The 17256-nt window shown below is 69.2% G+C and carries 15 protein-coding genes; 8 read left to right on the top strand and 7 right to left on the bottom strand.

Annotation, left to right across the window (positions count from 1 at the left end; genetic code table 11):
• Positions 1-8 precede the first annotated feature (8 nt).
• Positions 9-794: an electron transfer flavoprotein subunit beta/FixA family protein gene (locus AB0I66_RS10265; RefSeq protein ID WP_363207318.1), complete on the bottom strand. Its 786-nt coding sequence runs from the start codon at positions 792-794 to the stop codon at positions 9-11.
• A gap of 109 nt (positions 795-903) precedes the next feature.
• On the opposite strand from AB0I66_RS10265, the gene AB0I66_RS10260 reads away from it, so the two are divergent.
• Positions 904-1614 (top strand): TetR family transcriptional regulator, encoded by a 711-nt coding sequence (locus AB0I66_RS10260; RefSeq protein WP_363207317.1) that lies wholly within the window; start codon positions 904-906, stop codon positions 1612-1614.
• Between the two features lie 204 nt (positions 1615-1818).
• On the top strand, positions 1819-2148 hold the full coding sequence (locus AB0I66_RS10255) for a zinc ribbon domain-containing protein (RefSeq protein WP_363207869.1): 330 nt from the start codon (positions 1819-1821) through the stop codon (positions 2146-2148).
• A gap of 25 nt (positions 2149-2173) precedes the next feature.
• Here AB0I66_RS10255 and AB0I66_RS10250 read toward each other — a convergent pair whose 3' ends face one another.
• The 3 genes from AB0I66_RS10250 to AB0I66_RS10240 form a co-directional block, all read right to left on the bottom strand.
• Positions 2174-3709, bottom strand: coding sequence for an AMP-binding protein (locus AB0I66_RS10250; protein WP_363207316.1), 1536 nt, complete (start codon positions 3707-3709; stop codon positions 2174-2176).
• Between the two features lie 74 nt (positions 3710-3783).
• Positions 3784-5190, bottom strand: coding sequence for a cysteine desulfurase (locus AB0I66_RS10245; RefSeq protein WP_363207315.1), 1407 nt, complete (start codon positions 5188-5190; stop codon positions 3784-3786).
• Positions 5177-6565: a family 2B encapsulin nanocompartment shell protein gene (locus AB0I66_RS10240; RefSeq protein ID WP_363207314.1), complete on the bottom strand. Its 1389-nt coding sequence runs from the start codon at positions 6563-6565 to the stop codon at positions 5177-5179. The genes AB0I66_RS10245 and AB0I66_RS10240 overlap by 14 nt, the downstream gene beginning before the upstream one ends.
• 334 nt (positions 6566-6899) lie before the next feature.
• Here AB0I66_RS10240 and AB0I66_RS10235 point away from each other — a divergent pair, with 334 nt between their 5' ends.
• Positions 6900-7766 carry a GNAT family N-acetyltransferase gene (locus tag AB0I66_RS10235; RefSeq protein ID WP_363207313.1) on the top strand — a complete coding sequence of 289 codons (867 nt, stop codon included), beginning with the start codon at positions 6900-6902 and terminating at the stop codon, positions 7764-7766.
• 84 nt (positions 7767-7850) lie between these two features.
• On the opposite strand, the gene bglX is transcribed toward AB0I66_RS10235, so the two are convergent.
• The gene (gene bglX / locus AB0I66_RS10230) at positions 7851-10142 is read right to left on the bottom strand and encodes a beta-glucosidase BglX (protein ID WP_363207312.1); all 2292 of its coding nucleotides are present in this window, start codon (positions 10140-10142) and stop codon (positions 7851-7853) included.
• A gap of 199 nt (positions 10143-10341) precedes the next feature.
• Here bglX and AB0I66_RS10225 point away from each other — a divergent pair, with 199 nt between their 5' ends.
• Complete coding sequence (locus AB0I66_RS10225) at positions 10342-12216, top strand: ABC transporter ATP-binding protein (RefSeq protein WP_363207868.1); 1875 nt, start codon at positions 10342-10344, stop codon at positions 12214-12216.
• Positions 12217-12424: 208 nt separating this feature from the next.
• Here the strand turns inward: AB0I66_RS10225 and AB0I66_RS10220 are convergent, their stop codons facing one another.
• Both AB0I66_RS10220 and AB0I66_RS10215 read right to left on the bottom strand, forming a co-directional pair.
• Positions 12425-12820 carry a hypothetical protein gene (locus AB0I66_RS10220; protein ID WP_363207311.1) on the bottom strand — a complete coding sequence of 132 codons (396 nt, stop codon included), beginning with the start codon at positions 12818-12820 and terminating at the stop codon, positions 12425-12427.
• Between the two features lie 62 nt (positions 12821-12882).
• Positions 12883-13335 carry a hypothetical protein gene (locus AB0I66_RS10215; protein ID WP_363207310.1) on the bottom strand — a complete coding sequence of 151 codons (453 nt, stop codon included), beginning with the start codon at positions 13333-13335 and terminating at the stop codon, positions 12883-12885.
• A gap of 295 nt (positions 13336-13630) precedes the next feature.
• Here AB0I66_RS10215 and AB0I66_RS10210 point away from each other — a divergent pair, with 295 nt between their 5' ends.
• The 4 genes from AB0I66_RS10210 to AB0I66_RS10195 all read left to right on the top strand — a co-directional run bounded on the left by AB0I66_RS10210 (position 13631) and on the right by AB0I66_RS10195 (position 17136).
• Entirely contained in the window at positions 13631-14467 is an 837-nt protein-coding gene (locus AB0I66_RS10210; RefSeq protein ID WP_363207309.1) for a helix-turn-helix domain-containing protein, read from the top strand.
• Positions 14468-14714: 247 nt separating this feature from the next.
• Entirely contained in the window at positions 14715-15470 is a 756-nt protein-coding gene (locus AB0I66_RS10205) for an ABC transporter substrate-binding protein (protein ID WP_363207867.1), read from the top strand.
• Positions 15471-15511: 41 nt separating this feature from the next.
• A complete protein-coding gene (locus tag AB0I66_RS10200) occupies positions 15512-16297 on the top strand; it encodes an amino acid ABC transporter permease (protein WP_363207308.1) in 786 nt (261 codons plus the stop codon).
• Between the two features lie 5 nt (positions 16298-16302).
• Positions 16303-17136 (top strand): amino acid ABC transporter ATP-binding protein, encoded by an 834-nt coding sequence (locus AB0I66_RS10195; RefSeq protein WP_363207307.1) that lies wholly within the window; start codon positions 16303-16305, stop codon positions 17134-17136.
• Positions 17137-17256: the final 120 nt, after the last annotated feature.

Genomic DNA, 17256 nt, shown 5'->3' with positions numbered 1-17256 from the left:
CTGCGGGGCTAGATGAACTTCTGGCCCGCGAGGAACTCAGCGAGCTGCTTGCCGCCCTCGCCCTCGTCCTTGACGATCGTGCCCGCGGTCCGGGCCGGACGCGCGGTGGCCGACTCGACCTTCGTCCAGGCACCCTCCAGACCGACCTCGTCGGCCTCCAGGTCCAGATCGGAGAGGTCCCAGGCCTCCACCGGCTTCTTCTTCGCGGCCATGATGCCCTTGAAGGACGGGTAGCGCGCCTCACCCGACTGGTCGGTCACCGACACCACCGCCGGCAGCGAAGCCTCCAGCTGCTCAGAGGCCGCATCCCCATCACGACGACCCGTGACCACACCATCCGCCACCGACACCTCCGACAGCAGGGTGACCTGCGGAACACCCAGACGCTCCGCCAGCAGCGCCGGCACCACACCCATGGTGCCGTCGGTGGACGCCATGCCCGAGATCACCAGGTCATAGCCGGCCTTCTCGATCGCCTTGGCCAGCACCAACGACGTCCCCAGCGCATCCGTGCCGTGCAGATCATCGTCCTCGACATGGATGGCCTTGTCCGCACCCATCGACAACGCCTTGCGCAGCGCGTCCTTCGCGTCCTCCGGACCCACCGTCAGCACGGTGATCTCCGCGTCGTCCGCCTCGTCCGCGATCTGCAACGCCTGCTCGACCGCATACTCGTCCAGCTCCGACAGCAGGCCGTCCACGTCATCCCGGTCGACGGTCAGGTCATCGGCGAAGTGCCGGTCGCCGGTGGCGTCAGGCACGTACTTCACGGTGACAACGATCCTCAAGCTCACGCCGGCTCTCCTACCTGGGTGTGGTTCGTTATGATGACGGTATGGCACTCAGTACCCTCTGTAAAGGTACGTAGTGCCAGACAGGCCCTCACGATGCTACGTTCCCCGCATGACTGAGGCGCGCGGACCAGCGAAGAAGGCCCCCATGCGGGAGGTGCTCGCCAAGGCGGCGTTCCAGCTGTTCCTGGAGAGGGGCTTCGAGCAGACCACGGTGGACGACATCGTGGCGCGTGCCGGGGTCGGGCGCCGTTCCTTCTTCCGGTACTTCCCGTCCAAAGAGGACGCGGTCTTCCCCGACCACGAGAGCTGCCTGGCCGACATGACGGCCTTCCTCGAGGCGGCCGACGGCGCCGATCCGGTGGACGCCGTGTGCGACGCGGCCCGGATCGTGCTGCGGATGTACGCCACGAACCCCGAGTTCTCCGTGCAGCGCTACCGCCTCACGCAAGAGGTCCCCGGTCTGCGTACGTACGAGCTCTCCGTGGTGCGCCGCTACGAACGCACCATGGCCGGCTACCTCCGCGGCCGATACGCCGACGCCGAGGACGGCTCCCTGCGCGCCGAGGTGATCGCCGCCGCCGTGGTCGCCGCGCACAACAACGCCCTGCGCTCCTGGCTGCGTTCGGGCGGCGACGGTGACGCCGAGGCGGCCGTGGACCACGCGCTCGAGCTCGTACGGGACGGGTGGGGGAGCGGCTCCACGGACGGGGACGGAGCGGCTGACGGCGACGATGAGGAGGTCGTCGTCATGGTGGTCTCCAAGCGTGCCCCCATGTGGCGGGTGGTCCAGCGCGTCGAGTCGGCCCTCGGTCAGGACTGAGCGAGCACTCGTTCGGCGGCGGAGTTCCGCGAGAACGAGCAAGTAGCACTCAGTACCTTTACCGATTGGCACTCAGTGCCATATGGTGCGGATGCGTCGACGCCGAGCGCGGCGCATCCGAGCCGAGTGCAGGTCAATGCAGGGGGTCGAGACGTGTCCCAGCAGGAATTGAGCATCGCGCCTACAGAGCACGAGCGAACCGGCATGATCTACCAGCGCTGCCGATGGTGCGGCACCGCGTCCTTCCGGCGCATGCTGTGTCCGGTGTGCGCGTCCAGTGATCTGGAGTCCGAGCGCAGCGACGGCGAGGGCGTCGTCGTCCAGTCCAGCGTGGTCAACCGCTACACCGGCACCGCGCGCAACGAGTCCCTCGTCCGCTTTCCCGAGGGCTTCGTCTTCCGCTGCCGTGTCGTGGGTGCCTCGCCGCATCTGGTGTGGGTCGGCGCGCGCGTGCGGCCCGTGGCCGGGTCCGGTCCGGAGACCGGGGAGGCCGTCTTCGAGCTCTGCGAGACGAACGCGAGCGCCGACTGGTAGTGCCGCACAGCCGGAGTGCCGGGGATCAGTTGACGCCGCGCTCGTGGCCCTCCCAATAGGGCCCGCGCAGCTTGTACTTCTGGAGTTTTCCGGTGGCCGTGCGGGCCAGTTCTCCGCGGAACTCCACCGACGTCGGCGCCTTGAACCCGGCGAGGTGCTCCTTGCAGTGCCGGATGAGCTCCTCCTCGGTGGCCTGTGCGCCGGGGGCGAGCACGACCAGGGCCTTGATGGTCTCGCCCCACTTCTCGTCAGGCACCCCGATGACCGCGACCTCGGCGACCGCGGCATGGCTGAACAGGACGTCCTCCACCTCGATCGACGAGACGTTCTCACCGCCGGTGATAATGACGTCCTTCTTGCGGTCGCTGATCGTCAGATGGCCGTCCGCGCCGATCGTCCCGCCGTCGCCCGTGTGGAACCAGCCGCCCTCCAGGGCCCGCGCGGTCTCCTCCGGCTGCTCCCAGTAGCCCTCCAGGATCACGTTCGAGCGGGCGAGGACCTCGCCCTCCTCCGAGGTGCGCAGCGTGACGCCCAGGGCGGGGGCACCGGCCTGGACCAGCTTCTCCGCGCGCTGCTGCGAGGTGAGGCCGTCCCATTCGGCGCGGGTGCGGTTGATGGTGAGCAGGGGTGAGGTCTCGGTGAGGCCGTAGATCTGGATGAACTCCCAGCCGAGCTCCGATTCGACCTGCTCGACCGTCTTGGTGGGCGGCGGAGCCCCCGCGACGATGATGCGCACCCGGTCCCGTCCCGGGATCTCGCCTTCCCACGTCCGCGCCGCGGCGAGCACCGCGTTGACCACGGCGGGCGCCGCGCACATCACCGTGACGCCGTGCTCGGCCACCCGGCGCAGGATCTCCGCGCCGTCCACCTTGCGCAGCACGATCTGGCGCGCGCCCATGCCGGCCATCGCGAACGGCATGCCCCAGCCGTTCGCGTGGAACATCGGCAGGGTGTGCAGATAGACGTCCCTGTCCGTGACCCCGGCGTGCAGCGCGAACGTCAGGGCGTTCACCCAGATGTTGCGGTGCGTGATCTGAACGCCCTTGGGGCGCGCGGTCGTTCCGCTGGTGAAGTTGATGGTCGCGGTGGCGTTCTCGTCGTGCTGCCAGGGCTCGGGCTCGGTGTCGAAGCGGTACAGCTGCTTGTCGGCCTCCGCTCCCAGCGTGTAGCGGTGCTTGCAGGTCACCCCGGAGAGGCGGTCCTCCAGCTCGGGGTCGACCAGCAGGACGCTCGCGCCCGACCGGCCGACGATGTACCCCACTTCCTCGGCCGACAGACGGAAGTTGACCGGCACGAGGACCCTGCCGTGGCCGCTGACGCCGAAGAACGACGTCAGCAGCCGGGCGCTGTTGGGCGAGACCACCGCCACCCGTGCGCCGTGCGGCACCCCGAGCGCGTCGAGCCCGGCGGCCTGGGCCCGCGCCAGCTCACCCACGCGCCGGTAGGTGAGCCCTTCCCAGGGCTCGGCCGGCTGATCGGGTTCGTCGACGATGCCGACCCGGTCCCCGTAGACGGCCGTGGCGCGGTCCAGAAAATCAAGGGCCCCGAACGGGACGAACATCCTGGCCTCCAGAAGCTCAGTCGATGTACGCCGCCTATCCGACCACGCCCCGACGGAAACCGGACACCCCGACGCTAGGTTGCTTGGAGCCGTCGCAAGGACGCCACCAGCTGGTCCACCTCCTCGGACGTGTTGTAGAGCGCGAGCGAGGCACGGGCGGCCGACTCCAGGCCGTAGTGGGCGAGCGCGGGCTGGGCGCAGTGGTGGCCCGCGCGGACGGCGATCCCGTCGCGGTCGAGCCAGTCCGCGATGCCCGCCGGATCGTGGCCCGCGAGGGTGAACGTGAGGACCGCGATGCGCTCGGGCGCCGAACCGAGGACTTCAAGCCCTGGCACGGTGGCCAGGGCCTGCTGCGCGTACGTCATGAGCGCGGTCTCGTACGCGGCGACGGCGTTCCGGTCGAAGGACGTGAACCAGTTCAGTGCGGCGAGGAGGCCGACGACGCCCGAGATGTGGCCCGTGCCCGCTTCCAGGAGGTGCGGGACCGGCGCGAACGTGGTCCGTGTGAAGTCGACCGACTCGATCATGTTGCCGCCGCCCTGCCACGGCCGCATGCCCTGCAGGATCTCCGGCTTGGCGTAGAGCGCGCCGATGCCGGTCGGGGCGAAGAGCTTGTGCCCCGAGAAAGCGTAGAAGTCGGCGTCCAGATCGCTTACGTCGACCGGGAAGTGCGCGACGGCCTGCGCCCCGTCCACCAGGACCTTGGCGTCGTACCGGTGCGCGAGAGCGGTCATCTCCTTCACGGGCGGGACGGTACCGAGGACGTTCGACGCGTGGCTGACGGCGACGAGTTGGGTGCGGGACGAGAGGAGGTCGGCGTAGGCGTCCTGGTCGATCGCACCCTCGGGAGTGAGGGGGATCGGGACGACCCGGGCCCGCGTCTCCTTCGCGATCAACTGCCAGGGCACGATGTCGGAGTGGTGTTCCAGGGTGGCCACCAGAATGTCGTCCCCGGGTCCGAGGTTGGCCCGTCCCCAGCTCTGGGCCACCAGATTGATCGCCTCGGTCGTGCCGCGCACGAAGACGATGTCATCCGGCGACCCCGCCCCGAGGAACCCGGCGACCGCGGCCCGCCCCGCCTCGTACAGCTGGGTCGCCTCGCGCGCCATGGTGTGCGCGCCGCGGTGGATGTTGGAGTTCGCGGCGCCGTAGAAGGCGCCGAGTGCCTCGATGACCTGGCGCGGTTTCTGCGTGGTGGCGCCGTTGTCGAGCCAGACGAGGGGGTGGCCGTTGACGGTGCGGTGCAGGATCGGGATGTCCTGGCGGGCCGCCTCGGGCGAGAACCCCGGGGGTTGCAGCTGCGGGAGGGCGCCCGGCGCAGGGGCCAGGTCCGCGGGCGCCGTGTCCGTGCGGGCCACATCCGCGGGGGCCGCGTCCGGGAGCCCTGGCACGCCCGCCCCGAGTGTCGTCCCCAGGTCGCCCGCCCCGAGCGTCGTCCCCGGGACGCCCATCCCCAGCGTCGTGAGGTCAGGAATAGTCATGGTAGTTGGACACCTCGACGTTCTGCAGGACGGCGATGGCGTCCTCGACCAGGACCGCGGTGTTGAAGTACGCCGTCATCAGGTACGACGTGATGCCCTTCTGGTCGACGCCCATGTTCCGCATGGACAGGCCCGGTTCGACCTCGTCGGGGACGCCCGAAGGCCGCAGCCCCACCACGCCCTGCTCGGCCTCGCCCGTCCGCATCAGCAGAATCTCGGTGGTGCCGAGGCCGGGGCCCAGCCCGCCCGAGAAGCGCACCTTGTCCGACGGGAGCAGCGGAACACCGCGCCAGGTCAGGAGCGGACTTCCGTAACGGGTGTCCGTCACCGGGGGCACGCCACGCCGCGTGCACTCGCGGCCGAAGGCGGCGATCGCCCTCGGGTGGGCGAGGAAGAAGCCGGGCTGCTTCCAGACCCGCGTCAGGAGCTCGTCCAGGTCGTCGGGGGTGGGGGCGCCGGTGCGTGCCTGGACCCGCTGGCCGGCGGAGACGTTGTGGAACAGGCCGTGCTCCGGGTGGTTCAGGAGCGAGGCCTCCTGCCGTTCCCGCAGCGCCGCGATGGTCAGGTTCGACTGCGCGCGGGTCTGGTCGATGGGCCCGTTGTAGAGGTCGGCGACCCGGGTGTGCACGCGGAGCACCGTCTGCGCGAGCGTCATGTGGTACTCGCGGGGCGCGTCCTCGTAGTCGACGAACGTCCCCGGCAGGTCCGGCTCGCCGACGTGCCCGGCGGTCAGATCCACCGGCACCTCGGCGCCGGGCGTCATGGCGTCCCCGTCGCAGTACGCGGTGATCGCGCCGCCCAGGGCCTCGTCCCGGTCGGCGAGCGCCGCCAGCGCGCTGCGGTCCGCGCAGAGCGCGAGGCCGGGGGTGAGCGCCTTGACGCGGTACGGCATCGACTCGGACCTGGACCACGCGCCGAGGTCGAAGAACTGGCCGTCGCCGATGACTTCGAGCAGCGCGTCCTCGCCGTACCGCCCGGTCATCCGCTTCTCGGCCCTGCCGTGCACGACCACCCACAGCCGGTCGGCGGGGTCGCCCTCCTGGGCGAGCACCTGCCCGGCATCGAAGGTGACCTCGGTGAAGGCGCCCGCCAGCTCCGCGAGCAGCGCGTCGTCGGCGTCACGGAGATAGGCGATCTCGCGTAAGTCGCCGGGCACGACACGCTGCGAGCCGCTCTCCTCGTACGTGGTGACGCGGTCGTCGCCGAGCACGAACGTCCTGCGCCGGTTCACCCGGTAGGTGCCCGACTCGACGTCCACCCAGGGCAGGGCGCGCAGGAGATAGCGCGGGGTGATGCCGCGCATCTGGGGGGTGGTCTTGGTGGTCGTCGCCAGTTGCCGTGCGGCATCCGGACCGAGTGCGAGCCGGTCGTTCACTGGAACCTCCTGGAAGACGGTCTTTCGCGGCTGCCGCGAGGGCATCGGCGCCGATCGTCTTCGGGGTCGTTCCATGACCGCAAGTGGCTGTATATGAGGGCTAGTTGAGAAAAGGCCGGAAATGACCGGACAGTCGGTCGCGCACCCCTTGAACCACCATCCCAGGGCTTCTCCGGGTAATCGCTCCACACCGGATATCGGGCTCAAATCATCCCGATACCGGACCCAAGCACCCCTGAAAGGAGCGCTTATGACTCGGGTATCGGGGTGAGGAGCCGGGAAGGATGGTTCCGGTGCGAGGGGTGGTCCCCTCCGTTTCATGAAGGGTGCAGCGATGACAGATTCGGTCCCTGGGCGGCTCACCGTCTCGCGGGCGACGCTCGACGACTGGCAGGTCGTCAGCGGGTGGGCGGCGGACGAGGGCTGGAATCCGGGCCTGCGGGACGCCCCCTCCTTCTTCGCGCAGGACCCCGAGGGCTTCTTCGTCGGCCGCCTCGCCGACGAACCGGGCGAGCCGGTCTCCGCGATCTCGGTCGTGAACTACGACGAGCTGTACGCCTTCCTGGGGTTCTACCTCGTACGCCCGGACCAGCGAGGACGCGGTTACGGCCTCGCCACCTGGCGGGCGGCGCTCGCCCACGCGGGCAAGCGCACCATCGGCCTCGACGGCGTGGTCGCCCAGCAGGACAACTACCGCCGTTCGGGCTTCGAGCTCGCCCACCGCACCATCCGGTACGTGGGCTCCCTGCCCGGAGGCGGCCCGCGCCCCGCCCGGGTCCTGCCGGTCGAGGCCGCAGGGCTGCGCGCGATCACCGCGTACGACGCCGCGAGTTACCCCGCCGACCGCCCGCGCTTCCTGGAGTCCTGGCTGACGGCTCCCGGGCACCGCGCCCTCGCCCGGATCGTCGACGGCACCATCACCGGATACGGCGTGCTGCGTCCGGCTCACGGTGCCTTGCGCGTCGGGCCGCTGTTCGCGGACACGCGCGCCGACGCGGAGGAGCTCTTCGACGCGCTGACGGCCGAGGTGGACGACACCCCCGTGGTCATCGACGTCCCCGAGACCCAGCCGCACGCTGTCGCCCTCGCCGAGGCCCGCGGCATGAAGCCCACGTTCCCGACCGCCCGTATGTACACGGGACCGGTGCGGGAAATGGCGGCGGAGCGCGTCTTCGGCGTCACCACGCTCGAACTCGGCTGACTCAGCTGGCTCGGCCGGCTCAGCTGACTCGGCTGGCCCGTGCGGGGCCGGGCCCTCCTTGGGTCCGGCCCCCCTCCGCGGTCGCTACGTGATCGTCAGCCTCTTCTTCGCCTCGGCCTCCGAGCTGGTGCCGACGTAGAGGTCCACCGCGCCCTCCTCGACACGGAACTCGCCGTCCGGTGCGTTCGTCCAGAACCCGAGGTCCTCGGCGGCGAGCCGGAAGCGGACGGTCGTGGATCTGCCCGCCTTCAGCGTCACCCTGCGAAAGCCGCGCAGCTTGCGCACCGGCTGCGCGATGCTCGCCGCGACGTCGTGGACGTACAGCTGGACGACCTCGTCGCCCGTGCGCTCACCCGTGTTGCGGACGGTGACCGCGACCTCCAGGGTGTCGCCTTCGCGCAGCGCCCGCGCCGGCACGCGCTCGCGGCTCAGCTTCGGCTCGCCGAGCTCGAAGGACGTGTAGGAGAGCCCGTGGCCGAAGGCGAACTGCGGGGTCGGGGGCAGGTCGAGGTACTTGGACGTGTACTTGTTGTCCGCGCTGTACGGGCGGCCCGTCGACTCGTGGTTGTAGTGCACGGGGATCTGGCCGACCGTCCGCGGGAACGACACGGGCAGCTTGCCGCCCGGGTTGACCTCGCCGAACAGCACGTCGGCGATGGCGTTGCCCGCCTCAAGTCCCGGGTGCCAGGCCTCGAGGACGGCCGGTGCCGACTTAAGCCAGCCGCCGACGGTCAGCGGGCGGCCGTTGACCAAAACCACCACGAACGGCTTGCCCGTCCCGGCGATCGCCTCGATCAGCTTCTCCTGCGCGCCCGGCAGGCTGATGTCGCCGCGCGCCGCGGCCTCGCCGCTCATCGCCGGAGCCTCGCCGACCACGACGACGGTGACGTCCGCCTTCTTGGCCGCGGTGACCGCCGCCGGGATGCCGCCGATGTCCTCGCCCTCGGGGTCCACGCCCTTCGCGTACGTCACCTTCGCCCGCGGAGCCGCGGCCCGCACCGCGGCGAGAACCTTGCCCGAGGGGAACTTCTTCGCCGCGCCGGGGAACGTCCACGTGCCGAGCAGGTCGTCGGAGTCGCCGAACGGGCCGACGACCGCGATCGACCCGACGGACTTCTTGAGCGGCAGCGCCTTGCCCTCGTTCTTCAGGAGCACCATCGAACGGGTGGCGGTCTCGCGGGCCGCCTCGCGGGCCTTCGCGGACGGCTCGTCGATGGCGGCGCCCTCGTCGACGTACGGATGGTCGAAGAGCCCGAGGGCGCACTTCAGGCGCAGGATCCGCGTGACCGCCTCGTCGAGGCGCCGCTCGCTGATCCTGCCGCCGCGCAGCAGCTTCTTGCCGTGCTCGGCCAGGTCCGTGCTGGCCATCTCCATGTCGACGCCGGCGTTCAGCGCGAGGCGGGCCGCGTCGGCGCCGTCCTCGGCGAAGCCGTGCGCGACAAGTTCGTCGATGCCGTTCCAGTCGCTGACGACGAAGCCGTCGAAGCCCCACTCCTTGTACAGGATGTCGGTGAGCGTGTGGGGGTTGCCGTGGGCCGGCACGCCGCTGACGGTGTTGAAGGAGGCCATCACCGTGGCCACGCCCGCGTCCAACGCGGCCTTGAACGGCGGCAGATAGTGGTTGCGAAGGCGCGACTCCGACACGTCGACCGTGTTGTAGTCCCGGCCGCCCTCGGCACCGCCGTACGCGACGAAGTGCTTGGCGCAGGCGGCGACGCGGTCCTTGGCGTCGAGTCCTGAACCCTTCGCCCCCTGGTAGCCCTCGACCTTGGCCACCGCGAACGCCGTCGTGAGGTACGGGTCCTCGCCGCAGCCCTCGGCGATCCGGCCCCAGCGCGGCTCGTGCGTGACGTCCATCATCGGCGAGAACGTCCAGTGCACGCCGTTCGAGCGGGACTCCTTCGCCGACACCTCGGCGTCCCGCCGGGCGACCTCCGGGTCGAAGCTCGACGCCTGGGCGAGGGGGATCGGGAACGTGGTCCACAGGCCATGGATGACGTCGAGTCCGAAGAGCAGCGGAATGCCGAGCCGGGACTCCTCCACCGCGATGCGCTGCAAAGCGTTGCTGCTCTTGGCGCCAAAGATGTTCAGGACCGAACCGAGCCGTCCGGCGCGAGCGGCGTCCTCGACGTCCTTGGTCTCGCTGCCGCCGGGGCCCGTGCTGACCGACCAGGGGAGCTGCTGCAACTGCCCCAGCTTCTCTTCGACGGTCATACGCGCGAGCAGTTTCTCGATCTGCGGGTCGAGGGGTCTCGTGGGGCTCGGGCGGCGTGGCGCGGCCTGGGCGATCCCGGCGCCGGCGGCGGTGAAGCCGCCTCCCGCGACGGCCGTGCCGCCGATCGCGGACAGCAGAGTACGCCTTCGTAGCTCACGCATGTGTTCGCCTTCTCGCATCAGGAAGTCGACAACCTCTGTGATGGCCACAAGAGTTGAAGCGAAAGTACGTTCCTGTTACACACGGGTCAAGGGATGTGGCAGGGACGCGCGGGAGGCTCGTCCGGAGGCCTCATTCGGGTGTCTCACCCGCAACGCTTGACCTCAAGGAAACTTGAGGTTCTACGTTCTTCCCATGAGCATGGAAACGACAGCCTGGACCCAGCTGCAGAGCGTCATGCACGCCGAGCAGGACCGCCGTCCCTTCGCCCGCGCCACCCTGCGCCGCATCGGGACCTTCGCCCGTCCGCACAAGCGCCGCATCGTCTACTTCGTCCTCCTGAGCATCGTCACCGCGCTGCTCGCGGTGGCGACCCCCGTCCTCGCCGGCAGCGTCGTGGACGTGATCGTCAAGGACGGCGATTCCTCGCTGGTCGTCCGGTACGCACTGCTCATCGCCGCCATCGCCGTCGCCGAGGCCGCTTTCGGACTGCTCGGCCGCTGGCTGTCGGCGAACCTGGGGGAGGGTCTCATCCTCGATCTGCGGACGGCCGTCTTCGACCACGTACAGCGCATGCCCGTCGCCTTCTTCACCCGCACCCGCACCGGCGCGCTCGTCAGCCGCCTGAACAACGACGTGATCGGCGCCCAGCGCGCGTTCAGCAACACGCTCTCCGGAGTCGTCGCCAACGTGGTCACGCTGCTCCTGACCCTGGCCGTCATGCTCAAGCTCTCCTGGCAGATCACGCTCCTCGCGCTCATCCTGCTCCCCGTCTTCATCGTGCCCGCCCGCCGCATGGGCTCCCGGATGGCCAAGCTCCAGCGCGAGGCCGCCCACCACAACGCCGCGATGGGCACCCGCATGACCGAGCGTTTCTCCGCTCCGGGCGCCACCCTCATCAAGCTCTTCGGACGACCCGGCGCCGAGTCGGAGGAGTTCGCCACGCGGGCCCGGCGGGTACGGGACATCGGTGTCCGCACGGCCATGGCGCAGTCCACCTTCATCACCGCGCTCACCCTGGTCTCCGCCCTCGCCCTGGCCCTCGTCTACGGCCTCGGCGGCTACTTCGCCCTGAACGGCACCCTGGAGGCCGGCGCGATCGTCTCCCTGGCCCTGCTCCTGACCCGCCTCTACGCGCCGCTCACCTCCCTGGCGGGAGCGCGGGTCGAGGTCATGAGCGCGCTCGTCAGCTTCGAGCGGGTCTTCGAGGTCCTCGACCTGAAGCCGCTGATCGACGAGAAGCCGGACGCCCGAGAGGTCCCCGCGGGCCCGGTGGCGGTGGAGTTCGACGACGTCCGCTTCGGCTACCCGTCCGCCGACAAGGTCTCCCTGGCCTCCCTCGAAGAGGTCGCGTCCCTCGACACCCGGGGCGGCGAAGAAGTCCTGCACGGCCTCTCCTTCCGCGCCGAGCCGGGCCAGACCGTCGCACTCGTCGGCTCGTCCGGCGCGGGCAAGTCGACCATCGCGCAACTGCTTCCCCGCCTGTACGACACGGACGGCGGGGCCGTGCGCATCGGCGGAGTCGACGTCCGAGACCTCTCCGCGGCCTCGATGCGCCGCACGCTCGGCATGGTCACGCAGGACGGCCACCTCTTCCACGAGTCGGTCCGCGCCAACCTGCTGCTCGTCCGCCCCGAGGCCACCGAGGACGACCTGTGGGACGTCCTGCGCAGGGCCCGCCTCGAAGACCTCGTACGCTCCCTGCCCGACGGTCTCGACACCGTGGTCGGCGAGCGCGGCTACCGGCTCTCCGGCGGCGAGCGCCAGCGCATGACCATCGCCCGGCTGCTGCTTGCCCAGCAGCGGGTGGTCATCCTCGACGAGGCCACGGCGCACCTCGACAACACCTCGGAGGCCGCGGTGCAGGAGGCGCTCGCCGAGGCCCTGGAGGGCCGCACCGCCATCGTCATCGCGCACCGGCTCTCGACGGTGCGGTCCGCCGACCAGATCCTCGTCGTCGAGGCCGGACGGATCGTGGAGCGCGGGACGCACGAGGAACTGCTCGCGGCGGAAGGCCGGTACGCGGAGCTCTACCGCACCCAGTTCGCGCACAAGCCGGTGCAGGTGGCGGCGTAGAACACGCGGAAAGGGCGCCGGGCCAGAGGGAGTTGCCCCTCTGGCCCGGCGCCCTTTCTTCGTGGGCCGCTGGTTTCTAGTGCCGCGTGGCAGAGGTGCGCCGCAGGCCGCGAAGCCCGTGCCGCTCGCCGTGCGTGCAGGGCGCCGTGGAGGCCTTTCTCGTTCCCCCTACGGCGCTGAGGGTCTTGCGCCCGGCTTGTCGGGTGGGTCAGGGCCGGTTGTACCGCTCGCACGCGAGTGCCGTGTTCGCCTCAAGGCAAATCTCGACGGACGCCACCCCGCCGGGCGCATCAGCAACAAACTCGTGCCTGAACTGGTAGGTCACGTTGCACCGAGTGCTGCTGCTCACCGTGTCGAGCACGTTGCCAGAAGCACCGTACGTGCGGAACCACACCCTGCCGCAGCCGACGGCCCGGTGTGTTCCGGTGGCCCCGACCGAGCGGTCGCGCCAAGTCAGGGTGCCGCGGACGGAGCTGGCACCGACCGTGACGTCGAAAGAGGTGCTCGGGTAGGGGGCGGTCTGCGCGCCGGCGGCGGGAGCGCCCAGCAAGGCGCCGGCGGTCAGCACGATGGAACCGAGGCCGGCGGCGAGGCGAGTCTTCATGCGATCTCCAGGATGGAAACTGCTCTCCGGGACGGAACTGCTCTCCGGGACGGAAACCGGTACTAGTGCAGGCCGTCGATGCAGTAGCCGGCGCGGTAACAGGTCTGGCCCTTGAGGTAGTTCTGGTTTTCGTCGGTCATGTAGACCCAGATGTTGTCGGACCCGCCGACGACGTTCGCGGCAAGGGCGAAGTCCGCCGGCCCGGATCGATTGCACCAAGTGCTGCTGCTCTTGAAGTCCAGCGAGGTGCTGCCGGCGAACGCCCGCGCGTAGACCCGCCGACAGTTGCTGGCCTTGAACGATCCGTCGATACTGACCGACCGGTTGGACCAGCTGGCCGTGCCTTTGTAGTAGCTCGCCCCATACTCGATCGAGATGGTGGCGGCAGCGGCGCCGACGGCGGTCGCGGGTGTCGCCGCGAAGGCCATCCCTGCAATCGACAAGGCCGCGGTCACGGCCACGCCCGCCTTCCTCGTGCGGCTCTTCGTCTTCGATGCGTCCTTCGACCTCACCATGACAACCACTCCCTCAGGCAGTGAACGTTGCTGCCGCTGTTCGGCGAGACGACTCCACCACGCGGGGACCGCAGGCCGGAAAGCATTTGAGCCCGTTCAAATCCATCGCGACGGCTGCTAGCTTCGGGCGGTGCTCACCCTGCGTGTAGACGCCAACACAATGGCCAGGGCGCGGTTGGCGCCTTCCCCTGCCTCGGAATCCATTGCGTGGTTGAGACTCACCGCCGCGTCGGCACGGCACCCGGTCTTCGGAGATCCCGGACCACTCGCCCGCGCATCACTTGCCCACCCGGACGTGGCCCTGCTGGCAGACCTGTTGCCGCAGAACGGCGACACCTACAGGCCTGACCTGCTCACCCCTCAGCCAGGAACGGACGCACAGCGCCGCGACCTGATCGACGAGCAGATCGCGCACATCGAGGCCGTGGCGCAGGACGACCTCGAAACCCAGGTCTTCACCCACACCCGGACCCACTGGAACAGGCCGCTTCTTGCCACCACCCGCCGGATCGCGGAGTCGGGGCGGATGCAGCGCCGTCTCGCCAACGGTCTCGCCCGGTTCTGGCGCGATACGTTGGCCGAGGGCTGGCCCGAACTGCGCTCGATCATCCATCGGGACATCGCCCACCGCGCGACAACCATCGCCACCCACGGCGTCGGCCGGACGCTCGGAGCACTCCACCCCGACATGTCCTGGGCAGGCGACGCGATCACCCTCGCCAAGCCGTGGGACGCCGAAGTCGATTTAGTGGGAGGGGACTTGGTCCTCACTCCCAGTGTGCTCAGCCCGCACGCCGTCATCATCCAGGCCGACACCCCCGGGCAGTTCGTCTTCTACTACCCCGCCGAGCGGATCGGAGCCGACCGGGATCGCAGGTCCGGAAAGATCGCGCAAGTGGTCGGCAACGCCCGAGCGGCCTTGCTGGCGGACCTGGAGACCGCCCGGTCCACCGCGGAACTCGCCGTCCGTTCCGGATACACCCCGGGCACCGTCTCCTACCACCTCAGCGCCCTGCATCGCGCACGCCTCGTCACCAAGGTCCGAGACGGGCGCTACGTGTTGTACCAGCGGACCACGCACGCGGCAGAACTTCTGGAAGAAGCCCACTGCGGCACTCGACGCTCCTCGTAAGTGACGCCTCACGCACAGAAGTTGATGCGGTGGAGATCGAGTGTGTTACCCATACGCAATCCCCAGGGCGGGACAAGAGCCCTGGCCGGTGGCAGGATGCACCGCAGCTTGCGCAGCACACAGCGCTGTTGATCTCACTCGCGCCCTGGTTCGAGCCTGCCCTGGAGGTCCTGTGTCCGCTCGTCCCCCGAAGTCCGTTCGTTCCCCGGTGGCTGCGATAGCCCTGACCGCTGTCGTCGGCCTGGTGATGGCGGGCTGCACCAGCACCAAGTCCGACAGCGACGGCGACAAGGGCGCCTCGGGGATCAAGCTCGTCTCGTCCGGCAAGATCAAGACCTGCACGCATCTGCCCTATCCGCCGTTCCAGTCGAAGAAGGACGGCAAGATCGTCGGCTTCGACGTGGATCTGGTCGACCTGGTCGCCAAGGAACTGGACGTCGAGCAGGAGATCGTCAACACCCCCTTCGAAGGCATCGAAACCGGCCAGGACTTCAACATCCGCAAGTGCGACCTGGCCGCGGCGGGCATGACGATCACCGACGAGCGCGACAAGGTCATGGACTTCTCGGACCCCTACTTCAACGCCACCCAGGCGCTGATCACCAAGAAGGGGCAGCCCTACAAGACCTTCGAGGATCTCAAGGGCAAGAAGCTCGGCTACCAGAAGGCCACCACCGGCGGCATCTACGCCAAGAAGGAGAGCAAGGGCCTCGACGTGGAGCTCGTGGAGTACGAGGACGTCGGCTTGCTGCTCACGGCGGTCAAGGCCGGCAAGGTCGACGCGGGCATCAACGACAACGGCGTGCTCTTCGAATACATCAAGGACAACCCGGACACCGAGGTGACCGCGGAGTTCGACACCGGTGAGAAGTACGGAATCGGCTTCCGCACGGGCAACGACTCACTGCGCAAGAAGGTCAACGGGGTCCTCAAGGAGGCCCGGAGCGACGGCAGTTACGACAAGATCTACAAGAAGTGGTTCGGCACCACTCCGCAGAGCTGACCTCACGCATTCACACGGCTGACCAGAGGAGTTCTGCACGTATGACCATGTCCCGACGGCGCCGGGCACGGCTGTTCCGCGGCATCCAGTACGCCGTGCTGTTCATCGCCATGGCCGTGATCGCGCTGGTGGCCGACTGGGGGACACTGCGCCAGGCGTTCTTCGACGTGGAGATCGCCAAGGCGCTGTTCCCCGAGGTGATCACCACCGCGCTGGTCAACACCGCCTACTACACGCTGCTCGGCTTCGGCTTCGGCCTGGGGCTCGGCATCGTCCTCGCGCTGATGCGGCTGTCCACGGTGCCTCCGTACCGCTGGATCGCGATCGCCTACATCGAGTTCTTCCGCGGCATTCCCTCCCTGCTCGTGTTCATCGCGCTCGGCTTCGGTGTGCCGCTGGCCTTCGAGGTCGCGCTCGACATGGACGTCACGGTGATGCTGTCCCTGGGCCTGGTGGGCGCCGCCTACATGGCCGAGACGATCCGCGCGGGCATTCTGGCGGTGCCCAAGGGGCAGACGGAGGCAGCCCGTTCGCTGGGCATGTCTCCGGGGCGTGCGATGGTGTCGATCGTGATGCCGCAGGCGTTCCGGATCGTGCTGCCGCCGCTGACCAACGAGCTGATCCTGCTCACCAAGGACTCCTCACTGGTGTATCTGCTCGGCCTCTCGCTCGGCCAGTTCGAACTGGCCAACTTCGGCCGGGACGCGCTGAACGAGCACAAGAGCCTGACCCCGATCCTGATCGCCGGACTGCTGTATCTCGTCATCACCCTCCCGCTCGGCCATCTGGTGCGGCGGCTCGAGGCCCGTACGGCGAAAGCCAGGTGAGCACCATGAAGTTGGACAAGGCACCCGACGCGCCCGCACCTGCGGGCCAGGCGATCGAGGTGCGCGAGCTGCGCAAGTCGTTCGGTGATCTGGAGGTGCTCAAGGGCATCGACCTCACGGTCGGGCGCGGTGACGTGGTCTGTGTCATCGGCCCTTCGGGCTCCGGCAAGTCGACCCTGCTGCGCTGCGTCAATCTCCTGGAAGAGCCCACGTCGGGCAAGGTGACGGTGGCCGGCACGGAGGTCACCGACCCCGATGTGGACATCGATCGCGTACGCCGTCGAATCGGCATGGTCTTCCAGTCCTTCAACCTCTTCCCGCACCTCACGGCGCTGGAGAACCTGACCATCGCGCAGCGCCGTGTGCTGCGGCGCGGCAAGGAGGAGGCGGAGCGCATCGCGCGGGACAACCTCGCGCGGGTGGGCCTCGTCGGCAAGGAGCAGTCCTATCCGGCGCAGCTCTCCGGCGGCCAGCAGCAGCGCGTCGCGATCGCTCGGGCGCTGTCCATGGACCCAGAGCTGATGCTCTTCGACGAGCCGACCTCCGCGCTCGACCCCGAGCTGGTCGGGGACGTGCTCGCGGTGATGCGCTCGCTCGCCCAGGAGGGGATGACGATGCTGGTCGTCACCCATGAGATGAGCTTCGCGCGCGAGGTCGCCGACCGGGTGGTCTTCATGGACGACGGAGTGATCGTGGAGGAGGGCACGCCCGACCGTGTGGTGGGCGACCCGCAGCACGAGCGGACCCGGACGTTCCTGGCGCGCGTACTCGATCCCGCGGCGGCGGAGGTGGGCGAGGTCCCGGACACAGGACCGCACGAGAAGCGCGTGGACCGCTGAGCGCACCTCGGAACACCGGAACGTGAGGGCTGCCACGATGTCGAGGAAAGTCTTCGGGGCGAAGACGTGCCGATGTACAGTGAAGAACGCCCTTGACCTGCACAAAGCAGGCAGGGAGCC

Source organism: Streptomyces sp. NPDC050439 (assembly GCF_040655335.1).
In the GTDB taxonomy this organism is placed as follows: domain Bacteria; phylum Actinomycetota; class Actinomycetes; order Streptomycetales; family Streptomycetaceae; genus Streptomyces.
This window is presented reverse-complemented; position numbering and strand designations above follow the sequence as displayed.

Bases quoted from the DNA above. Each gene is read 5' to 3' on its own strand.
- AB0I66_RS10260 (WP_363207317.1), top strand. From the start codon at position 904: ATGACTGAGGCGCGCGGACCAGCGAAGAAGGCCCCCATGCGGGAGGTG.
- AB0I66_RS10255 (WP_363207869.1), top strand. From the start codon at position 1,819: ATGATCTACCAGCGCTGCCGATGGTGCGGCACCGCGTCCTTCCGGCGC.
- AB0I66_RS10250 (WP_363207316.1), bottom strand. From the start codon at position 3,709: ATGTTCGTCCCGTTCGGGGCCCTTGATTTTCTGGACCGCGCCACGGCC.
- AB0I66_RS10245 (WP_363207315.1), bottom strand. From the start codon at position 5,190: ATGACTATTCCTGACCTCACGACGCTGGGGATGGGCGTCCCGGGGACG.
- AB0I66_RS10235 (WP_363207313.1), top strand. From the start codon at position 6,900: ATGACAGATTCGGTCCCTGGGCGGCTCACCGTCTCGCGGGCGACGCTC.
- bglX (WP_363207312.1), bottom strand. From the start codon at position 10,142: ATGCGTGAGCTACGAAGGCGTACTCTGCTGTCCGCGATCGGCGGCACG.
- AB0I66_RS10225 (WP_363207868.1), top strand. From the start codon at position 10,342: ATGGAAACGACAGCCTGGACCCAGCTGCAGAGCGTCATGCACGCCGAG.
- AB0I66_RS10220 (WP_363207311.1), bottom strand. From the start codon at position 12,820: ATGAAGACTCGCCTCGCCGCCGGCCTCGGTTCCATCGTGCTGACCGCC.
- AB0I66_RS10215 (WP_363207310.1), bottom strand. From the start codon at position 13,335: ATGGTGAGGTCGAAGGACGCATCGAAGACGAAGAGCCGCACGAGGAAG.
- AB0I66_RS10205 (WP_363207867.1), top strand. From the start codon at position 14,715: ATGGCGGGCTGCACCAGCACCAAGTCCGACAGCGACGGCGACAAGGGC.
- AB0I66_RS10200 (WP_363207308.1), top strand. From the start codon at position 15,512: ATGACCATGTCCCGACGGCGCCGGGCACGGCTGTTCCGCGGCATCCAG.
- AB0I66_RS10195 (WP_363207307.1), top strand. From the start codon at position 16,303: ATGAAGTTGGACAAGGCACCCGACGCGCCCGCACCTGCGGGCCAGGCG.